This window comes from Candidatus Chlamydia corallus, from assembly GCF_002817655.1.
Lineage (GTDB): Bacteria > Chlamydiota > Chlamydiia > Chlamydiales > Chlamydiaceae > Chlamydia > Chlamydia corallus.
The window spans coordinates 341,981-360,261 of record NZ_NWQK01000002.1 but is presented as its reverse complement, the minus strand read 5'-3'; the positions used below and the strand labels follow the sequence as shown (position 1 = coordinate 360,261).

Here is an 18,281-nt window from a genome sequence, read left to right as displayed (position 1 = left end):
AACCTAAAATGATAAATTATTTTAATAAAACTAATAAACACATTATAAATAAAATAATTTAAAAACAAAATTTAAGTTATATAAATGGAAAATCAATAGGAATTATCTATTTATATAATCAAACAAACCACTAAATATTAAAGACTCGAGGCAGTCACAGAAAAATAAAAAGAGCATCCAAAGATTGAGGATTTTATACTAAAAGACTGAGACTAAGAGTTTCCACTTACATCTACATCAATAAAGTCTACTGGACCATCAAAGTGGAATAGGTCACCTTCGCTAGCTGCCAAGGCATCAATAACTAAATCTGTGGCAATGGAGCGCATTTTATTTTCAGGACTATAGAGAAGCTCACGGCGATTGCGTCGACGCTCATAGAGTTTAATAAGCTCGTCATACAGCCAATTGACAAACTTACTCATTAAGATAGCTCCCGCGATTCCTAAAGTAGCTCCACCAAGAGCAAGAAGACCTGGAATTATAGGAGCTAATGCAGGAACGAACGCAAGGAGCATAGTTCCTATTCCTACACCAAGTAAGATTCCGCCAACAAGGGCGCTCTTGACTTCCCCTCCCTTTTCAAAATCGCGAACCTCCTCACGAATTGCAGCATCGGTCTTTTCGATCTGTTTTTTGTAGACAGTCTTCCACATCTTATTAAACTCTTTATCCGAGACGGTAAGCCCTGATTCAATTAAAAACCTGCGTACACGATTCTTATTTTTTGTCTCTTTCCAACGTAATTTACTGATATTTAATCTCGCTTTCAGTTGGTAGGCAGCGTAGGAAAATCCTGAGGAAACCATAGGAAGTGTTACAGAGGCAACAGCAGATCCTACAGAAGCAACAAGTAGAACTTGCATTGCTGTTAATCCACCAAATCCCGTGACTATAAAGGCAGCAATGCTTGCTAACAGCAACAGCGTAGTAAGGGCAAAGATGACCTTCTGTCTGGTAGTCAGCGAAAGCCTCTTGTTGATTTCCTGAGGAGACATCCTCGTATCAGCAATCAAATCCCCATCTTCGGCTTCTATCACAGAAGTAGAAGTTTCGCTCTCATAATTAGGGGGTAGCTCTTCTAAGCGAATATCTTTTAGAGAGGTATCTACAAAAAGATCTTTTGTTTCTTGGGTAAGAAGCAAACTTCTCCATTTTGCTATACTACTGTGGAGTATTGCCTGCAAAACTGTCGTAATCCCTATAGAAATTAATGGTGGAGATAAAACAAGAGCAATAACAGCAGGAGTTCCCCCTAAAAATACAGTTCCTACAATTGCAAGGAGAATCCCCAAAATGGCAAAACCTGCGCCAAGAGCTGCGATCGACAAAGAAATATAGTGTAGTTTTTTCGCTTCTTTTATGGTTTCTGCTTCTGTAAGCCTCTCCCCCCTAGCTACTTTTTCCGAACGGAAAAACTTAGTATAGATATAGTGACTCATGCTTGCTAATGCAGTTTGACTTCCCCGAGAATAGGCACTGGATCCCAAGCTACCGACTAAACCGCCATACCCTCCAGGGACAAAGTTAGCCCCCACTTTCACCAGCAAACCCATAACAGTAAATCCAGATCCTAAAGCTATAGCACTTTTCACTCTTCTGGATTCCCGCATCCTAGGGGAAATATGGTCACGGACCATGTATACCAGGCTTTTCATTATAGAAAATCCACCAGTACCAACGCCTGAGATAGCGATTCCAAGAAGGATTGCCTGAGGAACTCCAGGTGCTAAGACTGTTAAAGCTACAACAACAACAGCAACCGCCACGAGCAAAACAACCAACCCAGCAAATAGAGTGACAGAATGGGTAAAAAGACTTTTTTGCAATCCTTTATCTTCAGCATTTATATGTGATATTGAATTGGTTGCGGGCAAGATTCTTCCACCGCTCAAAAGAAGCGAAGTTTTCTCGGTTGCTGTAGACAGCGGCAAGTATGGAGAATCGTTATTGTTAACTGGTGGTGTGAACATAAAAGAAATACTAATAATTATTTTAATTATAAAATAAATTATTAATATCAACTATAGGACAAAATAGAACAATTGCCCAAGATTTTATAAACGAAATATTTAAATTTTAATGAAAAGTTACAGAATAAATAACAGTAGCTAGAGGAGGAAGCTCTATATCAAGGCCCCAAGCTACACCACCATCTTGACAAATCACAGGGAGGCGCTTTCCCTTCCCCGAACCTCCAAAACACTCATCATCAGTGTTGAGAAGGAGTTCGCAATGATTTAGGCCCTCACATCTTAAGATATACGAAGGAAAGGTACCCGCACTGAAATGGTGCACACACAAAAGAGCTGAGGAGCGATCGCCTCCTGCAAATCTATAATAAGCAATGACATTGTTTTCTACATCATTGAAGTCTACCCAATGAAAGCACTCTCTTGTGTTCTCTTTCATCCATAGGCAACGTTGGTTACTATACAAAGCATTCAAGGTGGAGACACAGCTGCGCAAAGTTCTGTGGTAGTGTTGATTTAAAAGCTCCCAATCTAAAGGACGATCAGGACACCACTCTCCGTAGTGTCCAAATTCTCCTCCCATAAAAAGTAACTTTTTCCCTGGCAAACAAATCTGGTAACTGAGTAGTAGTCTCATTTGAGCAAATTTGCTCCAAGTATCCCCAGGCAACTTATTCACTAAGCTTCCCTTACCGTGAACCACCTCATCATGCGATAAAGGAAGAATAAAAGACTCATCGAAAGCATACCAAAGGCTAAATGTAAGGTCTTTCTGATGGTATGCACGATAGATAAAATCTTTCATAAAATAATGAAATGTATCGTGCATCCAACCTAAATTCCATTTGTAATCAAAGCCCAAACCACCAGAATCTACGTTCTTAGTGACCCCAGGAAATGCTGTGGACTCCTCTGCAAAGGTAATCACCCCTGGGCACTCCTTGTGAATTATAGAATTCAGGTGCTTCAGAAATTCTATAGCTTCAAGGTTTTCCTTTCCTCCGTAGATGTTCGGGGTCCATTCTCCATCTTGGCGACCATAATCACGATAAAGCATAGAAGCTACAGCATCCACCCGTAAGCCATCGATATGCATCTTATTAAGCCAAAATAAGGCACTTCCTATTAAAAAGTTTGAAACTTCATGACGACCATAATCAAAGGTAAATGTATTCCAATGGGGATGAAGAGCCTGGCTATGGCCCATATATTCATAAAGGGGCTCTCCGTCAAAAGAGGCAAGAGCAAACGCATCTAAAGGAAAATGCCCAGGCACCCAATCTAAGATCACCCCAATGTTTGCTTTATGTAGATAGTCCACAAAATACTGAAACTCCTGAAGAGTGCCGTATCTTGATGTCGGAGCATAATATCCCGTCACTTGATATCCCCACGATTCATTCAGAGGATGCTCAGTGATGGGGAGAAGCTCTACATGAGTATAGTGCATTTCATTGCAATATCTCGCAAGGCGATGGGCCAGTTCACTGTAACGTAAGGGCCTTTGCTCATGCCATTGCCAAGAACCTAAGTGAACTTCATAGATCGTGATTGGCCTTTCATTTTTCTCCGAGCGCCTCTCGATCCAATGACGATCACTCCAAGAGTAACTCTCAGGATCTGCAACAACAGCTACACTCTCAGGCGGGAGATCAAAGCTCTTGCCATAAGGATCTGTTTTTATAATAACGTTCCCCGATGCCGTAACGATTTCCCACTTATATCTTGTTCCCTCTCCTAAACCTGGAATAAAGAGTTCCCAAATCCCTTCATTGGAAATCTTACGTAAAGGATTGGTAAGACCATGCCAAAAGTTAAAATCACCGACCACAGAGACTCTCTGGGCATGTGGAGCCCAAAGGACAAAGAGCACACCAGAGATCCCCTGAACTTCCATAGGAATGGCCCCCATGCGTTCATAAATCTGATAATGCGTTCCTCTATGGAATAAAAAAGAGTCTACGGCTCCCCAAAGAGGAGAAAACGCATAGGGATCATGAGCTAAAAGGCCGTTCTGATGATAGACACGATAATCCCCATATCCGATTCCCTTGGGAACAGATAAGAAAAATAGCCCCGAATGATGGGGAACAGTATCGCGATGCTCTCCTAGGAGCTCAATAGCAACCGTCCTAGCTCCTGGGCGGAAAAGAACAATGCGATCTAACGAATCTTCAGAAGAAAGGATTCCTAAGAGTTTGTGGGGATCTTTCTGTCTTCCAGAGACAAGCAGATCAAGATCCGCAGGACTGATCAATTTATCAACCATGGATGGCTATCTATTTATGGAAACAATCCCATAAATATGCAGTTCCTGCTTTTATCTCCAGAGTTTCTCCTAAAGAAAGTCTCTTAGATCTAGAAAGACGTCGCTGGGACCACTCACGGAGGCGAGCACTACGTAGTGAAGAACAAAACTTTAAAGATACCTCACCACTGTGTTCTGCGTAGAGCTCGACTTGACGAACGGTCTTCTTTGTCCAGACTATGGACAACGTCCCAAGATGAGGAAGGGAAAGATGAATCAAGCGGCCACAAGGAAATTCAGGAGGAAGTGCAGGAAGGATATCTACAAACGATCCCTGTTGTCTCACAAAAATATCTTTGATCACAGCCAAGCTATGATAAAGAAGCTCGAAGGGAACTTTTTTCTCTTCATTCACACCTTGCGGTAAGATTCCTTGAAATTCTTCATCGTAAATCCTAGGAAGAAAGCATTCTGAAAAACCCGCAAGAGCCAGTGATAGCAGCGCAGGAGCAATCTCTGTAGTTTGCTTGTTTAAAACTTTTTGGTGGGTAATTTTTAAAAGGTTGCCGATAGCAGAAGTTTCTATATTCGTATAGGATACCTCAGGAACCATAATAGCCAAACGGAACCACAAAGGAAGAATTTCTTTAAGGTCACGACGACGACGAACCTGCTGCCAATCCGCGTGCTTATGCACACCAAGAGATAACAGGGGCCCTGCTTGTGCCGCCGACGGCAATCTCCCTTTGATAGATTGTGTACACTCGCCAGAGGGAAGCAGGTAATACTTATAGCTCTCGGAAGTAACCACAAGCCCCCCACGATGTAAATCTTGGAAAACAGCAAACCGCTTTAAAGGCCCTTGAACCCCTAGAGTCTGCTCATTTAAAATTTCGTGATCTGAAGAAAATAGACGCCATAATGTTGGAAATACCTGAGCGTATAACAAAGATCCTGGAATGGGTACTTTTTGTCCTGGAACCCTAGTATAGGGCTTAAAATGTTGCATTATATCAATCATACAATCTCTCCAATAAGCCCCTCTTCCTCTACCCTATTGAGACGAACAGAAACTAGAGTATTGATGGCAATGTTTCCCACCACTGGGAAAGAAATCTTTTCAAAATAAGGTGAGTGCCCTACAGCAACCTGACCCACAACTTGCTCCACAAGCACCTGTGTTGTTGCTCCTAGACGCTTGGCCATCTCCTTCTGCCCTACCTTCTTAGCGACCTCAGCAAGATACTTTTTCCTCTCATGAATTACCTGATTAGGAAGCTGATTATCAAAAGTAAATGCCTTTGTACGACGGCGAGCACTGAAAGGAAAACTGTGAACCTTGATAAAACCGACATCTTCGATAATTCGCAAAGTATCTTCAAAATCTTGATCACTCTCTCCAGGGAACCCCACAATAACATCTGTAGTAAAACCATAGTGAGGATCGTAAGCGCGAAACTTCTCTACACAATCTAAAAAATCTGCTCGGGAATACTTACGATTCATTCTCTTTAAAATCGAATTAGATCCCGATTGAAGAACAAGATGCGAAGAAGGACAGGTGTGACGAGATACGGTAATGGCACGGTGGAGGTCTTCAGTGATATCATCAGGATCTATGGATGAAATGCGTATCCGCTCAATGCCAGGAATCCGATCCACTTCGTCTACGAGAGAAGCTAGCGAGTACTCTCCATCGCAGTAATCTCCAATATTAATTCCTGCAATTACAACTTCGCGATATCCTTGCTCTACAACCTCAGAAATCTCTGTTAAAATTTTCTCAGCAGGACGTGAGATTGAACGCCCCCGCAAATAAGGAATAATGCAGTATGAGCAAAAAGAATTACAGCCATCTTGAACTTTGATAAAAGCTCGTGATTTTCCCTCAAAACTATGGATCCTGAATTCAGGGAACGTAGTTTCATAAGGGAAAATCTTTTCTATAAGACGCGATTTCTCCTTATTAGAGACAATCGTGCATTGTCGATCCAAAGAAGCAAAAAACTCTTTATCAGATTCCCCTAAACACCCTGTAACCACAATATGTGCCTCAGGATTCTGACGACATAACTGACGAACAGCATGACGACCTGAACTCTCAGCCGAAGATGTTACAGCACAGGTATTGACTATGCATAGGTCTGCGGGGATTTCAGAGTCTAGAACCTCTTGATATCCTAAGATTGTCAATTGGTCGCGATACGCTTGGATTTCATACTGATTCACCCGACATCCTAAACAGACAAGCTTAAATGTTCCTTTGATTTCTGCAACCGTCATATACCTCTATGGACTTCACTATGTTTAGCCATGCGCGGGTACATTTTAAAATATCACTCTTTTTCTCACTAACAAAGATTCTATCTCGTAGAAGAAAACTACTTAATCCCCTAAAGAATCATACAAGGTTGGCCCGTTCCCTTCCTTGTCTTCAGAATCTTCAGAAAAAAAATAGGAAATGAAAGGACGGAATTTCTTTTGGAGTTCCTTAGGAAGGTACGCTTCGACAACTAAAATATCTTCTTGGTATCTATGAGAGATAACCACGCCAGCATCACAGAGTTCAGTAAATTTTCCATATTCGGGATAGGGAAAATTCAAAGTCACATGCAAGCTTTTCTCCCAGATCACCTCCGCCATTACATTCAGAAGATTCTGAACTCCCTCCCCAGTTTTTGCTGAAATTAATACGGGACGGGGAGAAAGTAAACGTAACTTCGTGGATATTCTTCCTTGAGGGAGCCTATCTACTTTATTCAACACTGTAATGATCTTAGGCTTCTCAATCCCCAATTCCTTAAGAAGATCGAATGTCGTCCGTACATGCTCTAAAGCTAGAGGGTGTGAAGCGTCCACAACATGAAGAAGAACATCTTCATGAAAAGCCGCTTCTAAAGTACTTTTAAACGCTGCTACCAAAGTATGGGGAAGTTGGCGAATGAATCCTACAGTATCGGTAAGCAGAACGTGAAGGCCTCCTGGAAGGATACATTTGCGAGTTTTAGGATCTAAAGTAGCGAAGAGCTTATCCTCAACATAAGTCCCTGCTGATGTCAGCAAATTTAAAAGCGTGCTCTTCCCTGAATTTGTATAGCCTACCAAAGCAAAGGTTGGAATTCCTCTGCGAGATTTTACCTTACGGCGTTCAGCACGTTGTTTAATCACAGCTTTTAGTTGTGCCGACAGCTTGTGGATACGCTCACGGACCATTCTACGGTCTAGCTCTATCTGCTTTTCTCCTTCTCCCTTAACAAAGCCTCCGCTACCCCCTCCAGATTTTTGCCGAGACAGATGGCCCCACATTCTCTTAAGACGAGGAAGGAGATAGCGTGCTTGTGCTAGCTGGACTTGGATATTTGCCTCTGCAGTAAGAGCGCGATTGGAAAAGATCTCCAGGATCAACTCGGTTCTGTCCAAAACCACGAGCCCGAGACGTTTCTCTAAGTTACGTTGTTGGGATGGTGTGATCTCTTCATCTATAATTAAGGTCCCTAGAGAGGGAAATTTTTTCAAGATTTCTTCGATTTCCTCTAACTTTCCCGTATTGAGATAGGTGGAAGCGGAAGGTATTTTTAAAATCCAGGAACGAGTTTCTAAAACGCAAATACCACAAGAATCTGCAAGGGCAACCAACTCATCTAAGTGTTCTGCAACCACCTGAGGATCTGTCTTATTTTGATAACAGGTCACAGCTAAAGCTTGAGAGGCATCCTGTTCCTTACGAGGAAGGTCAAACCTTGTTCCTAAAGAAGTTCCAAAATATTGTGAAGTCTCTTCCTCTCGCTCCTTATCTACATTGTCCAAAGGACCTCCATCCCATCATAAGCAAATGTTACCTCTGGATGCTGGTCACGCTCCGCTTCTAAACAGTGGCTAATATGTGTAATAATTATATTCTTTATCCCCGCACGATCCGCAAAATCTCTAGCTTCTTCTACAGTAAGATGCGAAGACTTGTGTTCCCGAAAAGCAATAGGCATCTCTGATGGCCCAGCAGACAAGATCACTGTGTCTACGTTATCTAAGTAACTGAAAATTTTTGAATCATAGTTATGAAGATCTGTAAGATAGACAAGATTTCCAAAACGGAAACCCATCACCTGACAAGACCTTTGGTAATAGGAAATGTAGGTATAAGGAATTCCCTCAAATTCATCCTGCCCATCTTCCTCATTTAAAATTTTAAACTCTAAAACTGCGGGAAGAGCAGAATCTGGATTATGGGGAGTAAGGAGGTACTCTTTTGTCTTTTGTAAAAACCTATAGGTACTTGCAGAAAGGACTAAAGGCAAAGAACGCTGGGTGACTATATACCACGCACGTAAATCATCAATTCCACCGATATGATCATAGTGAGGATGGGTAAGAAAGACTCCGTGAAGCTCAGAAATACCTACTGCTAACATCTGTGCACGAAAATCAGGACCCACATCAATAACTAAGTTCTTCTTTTGATATTGAATGAGTACCGAAGCTCGTAAACGATGTATTCTTTTCTCTTTACAAACTGCGCACGAGCAAAAGGGCACGGGAATTCCTTCGGGATTTCCTGTACCTAAAAATATCAGCTTACCTATAGATCCGCTCCAAATATCTCTTAACATACCAATTGCTCGTCCGCATTCACAAGCAAATAAAAATTGTCAGCCAGTCTCTTGACTTTAGAACTTAAAGTCAAGAAGTTGCTAGAATTCCAGCTTGGAATTCTCTATAACTTTTTAAACAATGTTTTCCAAATATAAATCACCCGAAGTTCGGATTGGATCTATTTCAGCACACAGCTAAAGTTAGAAAATCAAGAAGTCTTAAAGGCAGGTCCCAGGCCATCTCAAAGTTATTCAGAAGGTAACTTTGCAACAGGTTGAGATAACGCACAGGTTGCAGGATATTCTGTGATCACAGAATAGTTTTCAGCATTTTTCTGTACGCGACGAAGATGACATTGATTGATATATTCGTGTGAGAGGTTCAGCCAATCACGAACTTTAGTTCTTCCGAGGTAGGCCATCAATATCCCAAACAAACATAGAATCACACCAATTCCCCCAATCACACAGGGAATCACCCAACCACTCAATCCCGCAATCAAAGGCGCTTCAACCATCACACCCACAATAAGACCTGCAAGGATGCTGAGCCCGCCAAAGACCCAACTCACAATAGAGCAGATGTCAAAATTCCTTACCCGAGAACAGAGGGCGTACATTTCAGATTCCAGCCTTGGAGTTTCCTTACCCACGGGCTCCAAAGCCCATAAAGAGGTAATAGGTCCGTGTACTGGCAGTCCTTGAAACTTGTGTTGCTTGCAGCGCATCACGTTAAGCACACCTTTAGGAGGAACGCCTTCCACATCAACAACAACAACAGGAACAATATGTGGGCTAACTACCTCGGCACATAACTGACAATAGAAGTACTTATTTTTATATTCATCGATATTCCCAGCACCAGGATAACATGGCAAAGAACCTAACATGCAATCTTGTTCCTTGTTTTAATACAAATCAAACTCTAAGCTCCGAGAGAATCACCAAGAAATTCTTTCAACTGATTATAGACTGGAAAAGGTTCAAACAAAGGCAACGCGCCTAACCAAGTCCTTGTAGGAACAGCTGTCAAATACATCAAAGCTTTCAACCCCTGAAAAGAAACCCCTTGTGCTGCCAAGCCATGAACAAGCATGACCCCTGCTTCCCCGCTTAAAGCAGCTCTTTCATTAGGAAAGCTTCCCCAACCAGATTGTAAACGCATCGCAAAGTGAGATAACATAGAATCCAGGCCTTGCAAACACACAGTGTAGTCAGCCTGGTCTTCTGGAGAGATTTCTATACCACGGATACATTCTAAAAAAGCGGCCCAATCTATCAAGTGGGATAAAGGATATTTATACAAACTGCAGAGGAACCCTGCCTCATTACTAAGGATCTCGTGGCCCAAAAGAATCTGAGCTTCAATCTGTTTTGAATCAATTCGTACAACAGAAGCATACTTCTCAAAGAGCCGTTTCATAGCAAGAACAGCAGACGAAAAATCAACAAAGAGCTTGTCTAACCTCTGACTCGCGTTCTCGCAACACTTTTCTCCCTCAAAACAACTGTGCCTCCAATCTAAAGAAAGCGCACTTACAAGATCAAGTTTCTGACAATAGCGAGAAAGAAATTCCTGTATTTGTGCTTTATAGTGCGTGACATCGATCGCTTTCTCTGGGCATCTTTCTTGTAGATGTTCTAGATGACGATATAAAAACTTCTCAAAAAATGAAGAAGACCAAATGTAGGAGAGGAACGAATCTTTCAGGAAAAGTCGTTCTGGATTTTCCAATGATAAAAGAAGATCGAATTGTAACAAAGCAGCTTCACCTGAACATTCTTCTCTCCGATAGCTAAACATCCCTTCTGCGTCTACACAAAAGGAACCCGAAGCAGCCCAATCGATAAGGGGGGAGGTTGCCTTTAAAGCATCTCCATAGCGAGCAAGTTGCAAAAGATCAGGAGAATAGTACTGCTCTTTTATCAGAAATTGTAGAAGTTCTTCAGCACATTGAGTGACTTCAGAACTGAGATCTATTCCCCTTAGGTTCCACTGTCTTACCAGATATAAAATTATATTGATGTGGACACAGTCCTTCTTTAAAAGGGCAAGGGTCGTGGATAGGGGCTCGAGTTTCAATACGTTTTGCAAACTTTGATCAATATTTAAAGATCGATCGTCAGAATAGACAATGAGAGATTCGGGTAGATAATCATGTAGGAACAATGAGACCAATTCGGAACGCCAGTAATCGTCCCCCAGCACCTCTTGTTGTGGTGTCCACTCTTTTTGTGGAATAATTTCTGCAAGAGTAGATTCTGGACTAGGTCCGAAAGTTCTTCCTAAAACTAGAGCAGAGACAGCAAAAACTATAGCCAAACCTAAAAGTAGGCATCCGAGAGCAAATCCTAAGACAATAGCCCACAACCCTACTTGTGGGAAAACTACAATCATAGCAGTGAAAATCAAACAACTCAAAGCACCTAGAACTAAAGCCACGTAATACATTCGCGATGTTCTTTCCGTCAGTCTTTCACAGGGAGACTGGGTCTCTCCTATACTAGGTAAAGTTAAAGGAAAAGAGGTTGCCATATGTACCCTCCTTACTCGTAATCAATTTCAGAAAGTTGCCATTTTTTGGATAAAGATTGAATCACTCCCTCGCTCTTTAAATCCGCAATGGCCTGTTGCACAGCCTCAATCTCTTCAGGACGGTCTTTAGCAATACCTAAACCGCAGCCCAATACCCAAGATTCCTTAGGAAGCTCCAATCTTGTTGCAATAAGATTGGGAAAGTCTTTAAGAACCACCCGTCCTACGGAGGGTTCTAGAACAGCAATTGGAGATTTCCCATAACGAACCTCCATAATTACTTCCAATGTGCTATCAAAAGAACGAACACAGATTCCAGGTTGGGATAAAAGGTAATTCTCCTGAAACGTTCCTGTTTGGACAGCAACAGAAGAATGCTGTGTTAGAGGAAACACTGGCGTCTCTAAAGAGCGCTTGGAAACGACCGTAAGCTCTTGAACTTCATCGCCATAATAGGGAAGCATTGCGATTTCCTTCTGCCGAGAAGGAGTGATGGACATTCCTGCTAAAATTGCATCAATACGGTGCTTTTTTAAATTTAAAATCAACGCATCGAAGGCAAACTCCCTAATTTCCAGTTGTTTACCAAGTTTTTCGCTGATTACTCTTGCCAAATCTATATCGAAACCTATAACTTTTCCTTGGGCATCTACGTACTCAAAAGGAGGATAGGTAGCATTTGTACCTACAATCCATACACGGTGGGGGTCGGTCTTAGACTGGCAACCTGTTAAAGATAAGAGTGTTATAAAAAAAAATACTCTAAAAAAACGGTTAATTTGTTTCATCATGAAAGCAACGCTCTGTACCCTAAATTTTATCATGTGTTAAAGTTTACATAAAAAAAATAAATACATCAAACTTGAAAAAGTTTTAACTTTGAATAATTTTGATTAAAAAAATAGTTTTGATTAAAAAAATAAGCAATTTTGAATCCTATGACGCCAATCCCCCCGCCTTGCCCCCCCAATGGTAAGGATAATTTTTATCACTTAACAACAAATCCCCAAGACCCTCTGATACTTAGGGTTATACGCACCATAGGATATATTCTTCTCCATATCATCACCTTCGGTCTTCTGCTTCTGATTCACTATTACAAACATCATCAAGCCCCCAGGAAAGGGTTGCCCACTCCTCCGACTCCTCCTATAGAACCCGACCGAAAAACTATAGAAATTGCTAAACAACCTACTGGGAGTCCCGACGACAAAAAGCCTCCTTCTAAGCCTGAATCCCCCGTCCCTCCTACTGTAGAGGTTGCCACACCACCTCCTATCCTACCAGCTAGTAAAGACTATCAGAGCTGCCTAAATAGAATGGTGGAAATGGTAATGAGGCGAGAGCATCTGCCGCTCGCCTCCATCCAAATTGACCCAAATACAGGAGGAATTAATCCTGAATTCATAGCTTCGTATCCCAATCAAGTCGAGAGGGAACAGATGTATTTCCATGTAGAACGTTTACGGGAAACGCTACGAGATCCGCATTGCACACCACAACAACAACGACTGGCTCAATTATCTCTTCAACAAATTGAATATCTAAATACGAACTACTACATTGCTAGTGTACCAGGAGATGGGAACTGTTTTTATCGTGCCTATGCTATAGGCTGGCTATGTGCTCTCTGTAGAGAGTGCGAAATAAATGGGGCCGCATTTGAGGACGAAGCAATACGTGTGCTTACCCTTCCTTTTGCAGCCTCTTCCACAATAAATGAGAATCTCTGTTCAGAAATTGCTGGGCTACTTCAGCTATGCGGCACCTATCCTACATTGACAGACGTCTATAACAAGGTGATTCTTTCTCCTCAACACACTCGAACCTTGATTACCTTTTTACAAAAACTCTCTGTATATGCTGCGCGTCGCGAAATAGCAGCCTCCATCCCTGAAGAGACAGCTAGAGCCATATATATTTCTAATTTGGAGGATGAACTCCTTCCTAAAGCCCTGGAATCTCTTTTTGCAAGTCGTCCTTGTAGTGAATTATTCCAAAATTTCATTGATCACACAGCACTTCCTCATATGCAATCTAACGACGAACTCTTACTGCTATTGGAACATCTCCCAGCTCTCTTCCTCACGGAAGAGGAATTGAACAGACTCTCTCCAGAAGCACAAGCAGGTCGGAGGCAATACGAAAACGAAATCCAAAGGGCTTTTTCTGAACTCAGTGCACATATCGCTGCTTCAGGATGGAACGATATTAGGTTTAACGCTACAATCAAAGATCGCCTTCCTGAAGGAATCAAGAGTCAATATAAACGTTTTCTTGCAAATATGGAACATAGACGAGCTCACCATCGCCCTTGGTCTTCAGCATTTTCCTTTTTTGCTTTCCTACGCACCTGTCCCTCTACGATGCTTGATCAACACTGCGCTGATTTCCACCAAGAAGTAGAGTGGCTGGTGAATGGATTCGTGCCCCCTCAAAAATCTATCCAAGATGTCTTAAAAATAAGCACTGGCTCTCTCCGCTACCTAACAGCTGATATAGATTCTAGTTGGCAACGAAGTGTGCTTGCCTCCAATCTGTTTACCCTCCTAACCACCCATAAAAGCTTGCAGTCAGAAAGCTCTATTCCTCAACTCGAAACGCTGCACACACGCATAGCAAATGTATTAAAAAAGGTGTTATCTACAGCCTTTAAAACTGCTCCTTTAAGCGATCATCCCGATCTACTTAAAAATATGGTAGAGAAACTATTATTCACGATTAGTAATACACAGGAGCTAAAACAACACTTCGATAAAGTCTGTTCTGCAAGAAGTTTAAGTTCCATGCGTCATCTCAGTGATCTAACACCAGAGGAAGACCTGCTCTATACACAAGCAGTACAACTCTTGTTCTTTATTCTCCAGCATCCTCAAGTGGAGACTCGTCGAGAGACTAAAGATGCTGTCAAAGATTTAAAAATGCTCCTGCTTCCCTTCCTACAATATACCTTTAAAAAAGTAGAAAACGAAATTAAACTGAAAAAGCTTTTAGGTTCAATTCTAGGATCTATACTATTAAATCCGCCAGCAAACTATCCTAGTATCCCTACTAATGAAGATTTATTGACCTTCTTTAAGTTCTTTTCCAAGCATCCTGAAGTGATGGTTTTAGATCCTATTCTTGAAAAGAATTGCTTAAATTTTATACAAAAGGTTTTCCCAAATACTAAATTGGAAAATGAAGCTAAACTGTTAATAAAAGAATTTCCTAATACCTTTGGAAATCTATGGAAGGCTTTTTTAAAACGGGTGAATATCCTTGGAACAAAACTGGGTTCACATCAATCCGAAACTCCTTTAAGTGATCTGTTTTCGAAATCTTTCTTAATCTTTTGTTTCCTTACAAACTACCCCCACCTTCTACACAAAAATACTACTTTAACTGCGCAACTGAAATCTTTCCAAAAAGAAGCTCAGGATAGATTCGTTCAGGGACAAAAAGAGCTCTTACATATGTTGCGACACGGATTCGCTCTAGTTGGAGAAACTATAAATCTCTACTCTGAGGCTAGAAAACAGCTGCTGTACAATCTCTTAAGAAAAACCGAAATAAAAAGAGATGGTTTTTGTCGTTCTGCTTTTAGAAGGGCATTTATTGGGTATCTTCATTCGCTAGATTCTACTGTCCTCGCGGACGTCTTGGATGAAGTCAAAGAGCAGGCGGAGGCCAACGATGTTTCCGTTATGACTACTGTACCTTTGCAACGACTTGCTGTTTGTCAGGCCGTCTCTGATCTAGATGCTGTATCGGAAGAAGTCATGCAAAACTTTATCGTGCGACACGGATTTTTAAATACATTCTCTCCAGAAGGAGAGGCTTCTATCTTTTTAATCCGATTCCCCAACCACTATGGTTGTCTCTTACCTAGAAACCCTAGAACAGAGGCCCAGAACTTGGAAACTAATTTATTGAATCCCTAGTTTTGAATGAGGTGCTTATTCTTACGTTTACCTATCCCCTACCGCGCACCCTCAAGCAGCATCCCGATGAGATCCGTACGGTTTGTATTTCCTCAAATTTATCTTTCGGAGGAGAAACACCTATACTCATTGCAGGCCCCTGCGCACTAGAAAGTTATGAGCACACGGTCTCCTCAGGGCTTATGGTTAGGAAAGCAGGAGCTCAGATATTCCGAGGATCGATTAAAAAACCGCGGACTAGCCCATTTTCGTTTCAAGGGTGGGAAAAAGAGTGTGTACTATGGCACAAGGAAGCTCAGCGCATCCATGGTCTCCCTACCGAAACCGAAGTTTTAGATGTCCGAGATGTCGAAATTACTGCCGAGCATGTCGATATCCTCCGTATTGGAGCCAAAAACATGCACAACTCCCCTCTTCTACAAGAGGTGAGCCGTTCACATCGTCCGATTATCCTGAAACGCAGCCCCTCAGCTACTCTCGAAGAGTGGCTATGCGCAGCAGAATATATCCTTTCTTCGTCGTCCTGTCCTGGGGTGATTCTTTGTGAACGAGGAATTCGCACCTTTGAGAACTCTACGCGTTACACTCTAGATCTCAATACCGTGACTCTTCTTAAAGAGATCTCTTCCCTCCCTGTAATTGTGGATCCTTCCCATGCAGCGGGAAAACGCTCTTTAGTTCTTCCTCTCGCATCTGCAGGTCTATCCGCAGGTGCTGACGGCCTTATGATCGAAGTGCATGCGCATCCTAAAACAGCTCTTTGTGATGCAGATCAACAGATCACCCCTGAAGAGCTTCACCAACTTGCTAAAAAACACTTCTCTCACGCAGAGCTGTCTATAGCAAATGCAATTTTTTGAAATTGATGAATGTGCATATCGAATAAAAAATATTTAATTGTCTTTTATTTGAGAATTCTTGAAGTAAAGTTAAATATAAACTTCTAATACTATTAGAATTTACGTTTTATTATATTGAAATGTAAATATTTTTATTGAATAGTAAATACGATTTTAACTATCTGATAGTCAACTGGAAGAACGCAAAAATGCGTCTTTCTACGGAGGTTTATGATAAAACAAGCGTGTAAATTTTACCTTTTACAGTGTTTACTTTGCGCTCTGTATTGGCTATTAAAATATTGCAGAAAGCTTCTTAAGGGCACCCTTCATCATTCTGAAGAAACGTTCTATCAAGCTTTGCTCTCTTCTCTTATCGACCTGCTCTATCAGTTAAAACAGCTCCCCGCTCCTACTAATGAATAATAAGGAATAAAACTAACCCCTCTCCTTCTTGGAAAAGAAGGGGAGGTTCTTATCAAATACTAAGCATAACCTGATAAAAAACTTAGGATCTATTTTGCTCGCAACACCTCAGCAACTGCGCTTTAGATTTTAAAGCGCTTTTTAATTTTGCTTTTCCAAGAAACCTCGATAAGTTCCACAAAGGAAAAAGCTACTAAAGAACCTAGCCAGGCCAGTAACTCTCCAAAGATCCCCAAAGAGACTATTTGAACAAATCCATAGCCCATCGCACCAACAATAACCCCAGCCCAAGCAGCGGCTTTACCAAAACAGCGTTCTTTAGGAGCTAGGAGATAAAAGCCGACAGGAACAGAAAGACAGCAAACCGAAAGGCTGTAGCTTAAAATCAAGACATCTACGATGTTTGTAAAACCAATAGCAAGAAGAGGAGCCAGGACTGCCAAACCTAACACTAAATAACGATAAGAGGAAGCTTTCAAAGTAGGGTATTCTTCAGCAATTAGCTGAGCTACCGCATTCATAAGAGAATCCGCTGTAGAAAGAATAGCAACACCAATGGCAGCAGCCATAACAGCTGCTAGCGAGGGACTGCAAAAATATGCTATGGTGTCAATAAGAGGACATCCCCCAGTAAGGCCTGCTTTAGCCCCTAGGGAACCTAAAAATAAAGGGATAAAGTTAAAGATAAGAAGGGTAAGACCTGCGCCTACAGCGGCCCACTGCAGCCGTTTTGGTGATGAGGCTGCAACACACCTTTGAACCATATCCTGCTCAACAAGCATAAAGAACATAGGCATAAATATCCAGTTAGAAAGCTTCGCACAAGGAAGGGGCTGGAAAGGAGCTAACAAAGGCAAAGTTTCGGGAACTGCGAGCCATACAGAAATACCACAGCATACCACAGCAATAAGAAGAAATCCTGCTTGGATAACATCGGTACGCACAACCCCTCGAAATCCTCCTGTTGAGGTATATGATGCTAAGACAATCCAGAATACCGTGGTTAAATACTTGCCAAAAGCAAAACCGCTAAACAATCTGTCTAAAGCAATCACCTGAGCAACTAAGATGAAAAATAAAGAACTCCCCGACAATAAAAATGCGACCTTACGAAGCTTTTTGGAACCATAGAAAACTTCAAAGATAGCGACTACTGTCGTTAATGATCCCTCTGCTAATCGTTTCCCAGGACCTATCCCTAAAAAAATCAATCCTAAGGCTACTCCTAAAGGATAAAGAATCACCCCATAACCATAGAGAAAGGCCTCTTCTGCAGCTCCAAGAAGCACACCGCCCCCAATTTGGGTGGCGATGAAAGTCATCATCAAAGGAAAGATTTTTAAGCTCCTTCCTGCAAGAAAATAGTTCTCGCGATCTTCTACCTTGCTACCGCCACGACGCCCGACATAGAGACACACTCCCTGAATTCCTATCAGGAAAAATAAAAATAATGAAAAATTCATAAAATACAGAACTCCACAACCTAACTAAACAATAAAAAACAATTTCTCTAAGCAAGCTTACTGCTAGGCTTAAAAATATAAATGCTAGGGAAATTAGGAGTGATGATGGAGATAGCGTCCAGAATAACGGAAGCTTAAAGAGAATAAAGATTCAAAAAACAAATCTAATTTTATATATAAGTTGTACATGACATAAAGGCTCTGAGCCTACGCTCTTCACAAATTATAAAAGCTATCAGATAAAAATCTATAACAAAGTTTTCTATCTCCATAAACTTAGAAAT

General features: G+C 41.6%; 13 protein-coding genes. 3 read left to right on the top strand and 10 right to left on the bottom strand.

The genetic code is table 11. From position 1 onward, the window contains the following. Positions 1–212: 212 nt before the first annotated feature. From CMV32_RS04125 to CMV32_RS04085, 9 genes are all read right to left on the bottom strand, one after another. The gene (locus CMV32_RS04125; RefSeq protein ID WP_100934644.1) at positions 213–1,973 is read right to left on the bottom strand and encodes a hypothetical protein; all 1,761 of its coding nucleotides are present in this window, start codon (positions 1,971–1,973) and stop codon (positions 213–215) included. A 106-nt stretch (positions 1,974–2,079) separates the two neighbouring features. Continuing rightward, on the bottom strand, positions 2,080–4,242 hold the full coding sequence (glgB, locus tag CMV32_RS04120) for a 1,4-alpha-glucan branching protein GlgB (protein ID WP_100934643.1): 2,163 nt from the start codon (positions 4,240–4,242) through the stop codon (positions 2,080–2,082). Between the two features lie 10 nt (positions 4,243–4,252). After that, positions 4,253–5,242 carry a hypothetical protein gene (locus tag CMV32_RS04115; protein WP_100934642.1) on the bottom strand — a complete coding sequence of 330 codons (990 nt, stop codon included), beginning with the start codon at positions 5,240–5,242 and terminating at the stop codon, positions 4,253–4,255. Next, a complete protein-coding gene (gene mtaB, locus CMV32_RS04110) occupies positions 5,239–6,504 on the bottom strand; it encodes a tRNA (N(6)-L-threonylcarbamoyladenosine(37)-C(2))-methylthiotransferase MtaB (RefSeq protein ID WP_100934641.1) in 1,266 nt (421 codons plus the stop codon). The genes CMV32_RS04115 and mtaB overlap by 4 nt, the downstream gene beginning before the upstream one ends. 102 nt (positions 6,505–6,606) lie before the next feature. After that, positions 6,607–8,028 (bottom strand): GTPase HflX, encoded by a 1,422-nt coding sequence (gene hflX / locus CMV32_RS04105; protein ID WP_100934640.1) that lies wholly within the window; start codon positions 8,026–8,028, stop codon positions 6,607–6,609. Next, a complete protein-coding gene (locus tag CMV32_RS04100; RefSeq protein WP_100934639.1) occupies positions 8,016–8,828 on the bottom strand; it encodes an MBL fold metallo-hydrolase in 813 nt (270 codons plus the stop codon). Before CMV32_RS04100 ends, hflX begins: the two co-directional genes overlap by 13 nt. 230 nt (positions 8,829–9,058) lie before the next feature. Next, positions 9,059–9,700: a hypothetical protein gene (locus CMV32_RS04095; RefSeq protein WP_100934638.1), complete on the bottom strand. Its 642-nt coding sequence runs from the start codon at positions 9,698–9,700 to the stop codon at positions 9,059–9,061. Positions 9,701–9,735: 35 nt separating this feature from the next. Continuing rightward, positions 9,736–11,346, bottom strand: coding sequence for a hypothetical protein (locus CMV32_RS04090; RefSeq protein WP_100934637.1), 1,611 nt, complete (start codon positions 11,344–11,346; stop codon positions 9,736–9,738). An 11-nt stretch (positions 11,347–11,357) separates the two neighbouring features. Continuing rightward, positions 11,358–12,137 (bottom strand): transporter substrate-binding domain-containing protein, encoded by a 780-nt coding sequence (locus tag CMV32_RS04085; protein WP_100934636.1) that lies wholly within the window; start codon positions 12,135–12,137, stop codon positions 11,358–11,360. A gap of 147 nt (positions 12,138–12,284) precedes the next feature. Between CMV32_RS04085 and CMV32_RS04080 the strand changes: the two genes are divergently transcribed. The 3 genes from CMV32_RS04080 to CMV32_RS05625 all read left to right on the top strand — a co-directional run bounded on the left by CMV32_RS04080 (position 12,285) and on the right by CMV32_RS05625 (position 16,534). After that, complete coding sequence (locus CMV32_RS04080) at positions 12,285–15,269, top strand: hypothetical protein (RefSeq protein ID WP_100934635.1); 2,985 nt, start codon at positions 12,285–12,287, stop codon at positions 15,267–15,269. Between the two features lie 2 nt (positions 15,270–15,271). Beyond that, the gene (aroF, locus tag CMV32_RS04075; RefSeq protein WP_100934634.1) at positions 15,272–16,129 is read left to right on the top strand and encodes a 3-deoxy-7-phosphoheptulonate synthase; all 858 of its coding nucleotides are present in this window, start codon (positions 15,272–15,274) and stop codon (positions 16,127–16,129) included. Between the two features lie 210 nt (positions 16,130–16,339). Then, positions 16,340–16,534 (top strand): hypothetical protein, encoded by a 195-nt coding sequence (locus CMV32_RS05625; protein WP_014517661.1) that lies wholly within the window; start codon positions 16,340–16,342, stop codon positions 16,532–16,534. A 122-nt stretch (positions 16,535–16,656) separates the two neighbouring features. Here the strand turns inward: CMV32_RS05625 and CMV32_RS04065 are convergent, their stop codons facing one another. Then, positions 16,657–17,997: a sodium:solute symporter family protein gene (locus tag CMV32_RS04065; RefSeq protein WP_100934633.1), complete on the bottom strand. Its 1,341-nt coding sequence runs from the start codon at positions 17,995–17,997 to the stop codon at positions 16,657–16,659. Between the last annotated feature and the right edge of the window lie 284 nt (positions 17,998–18,281).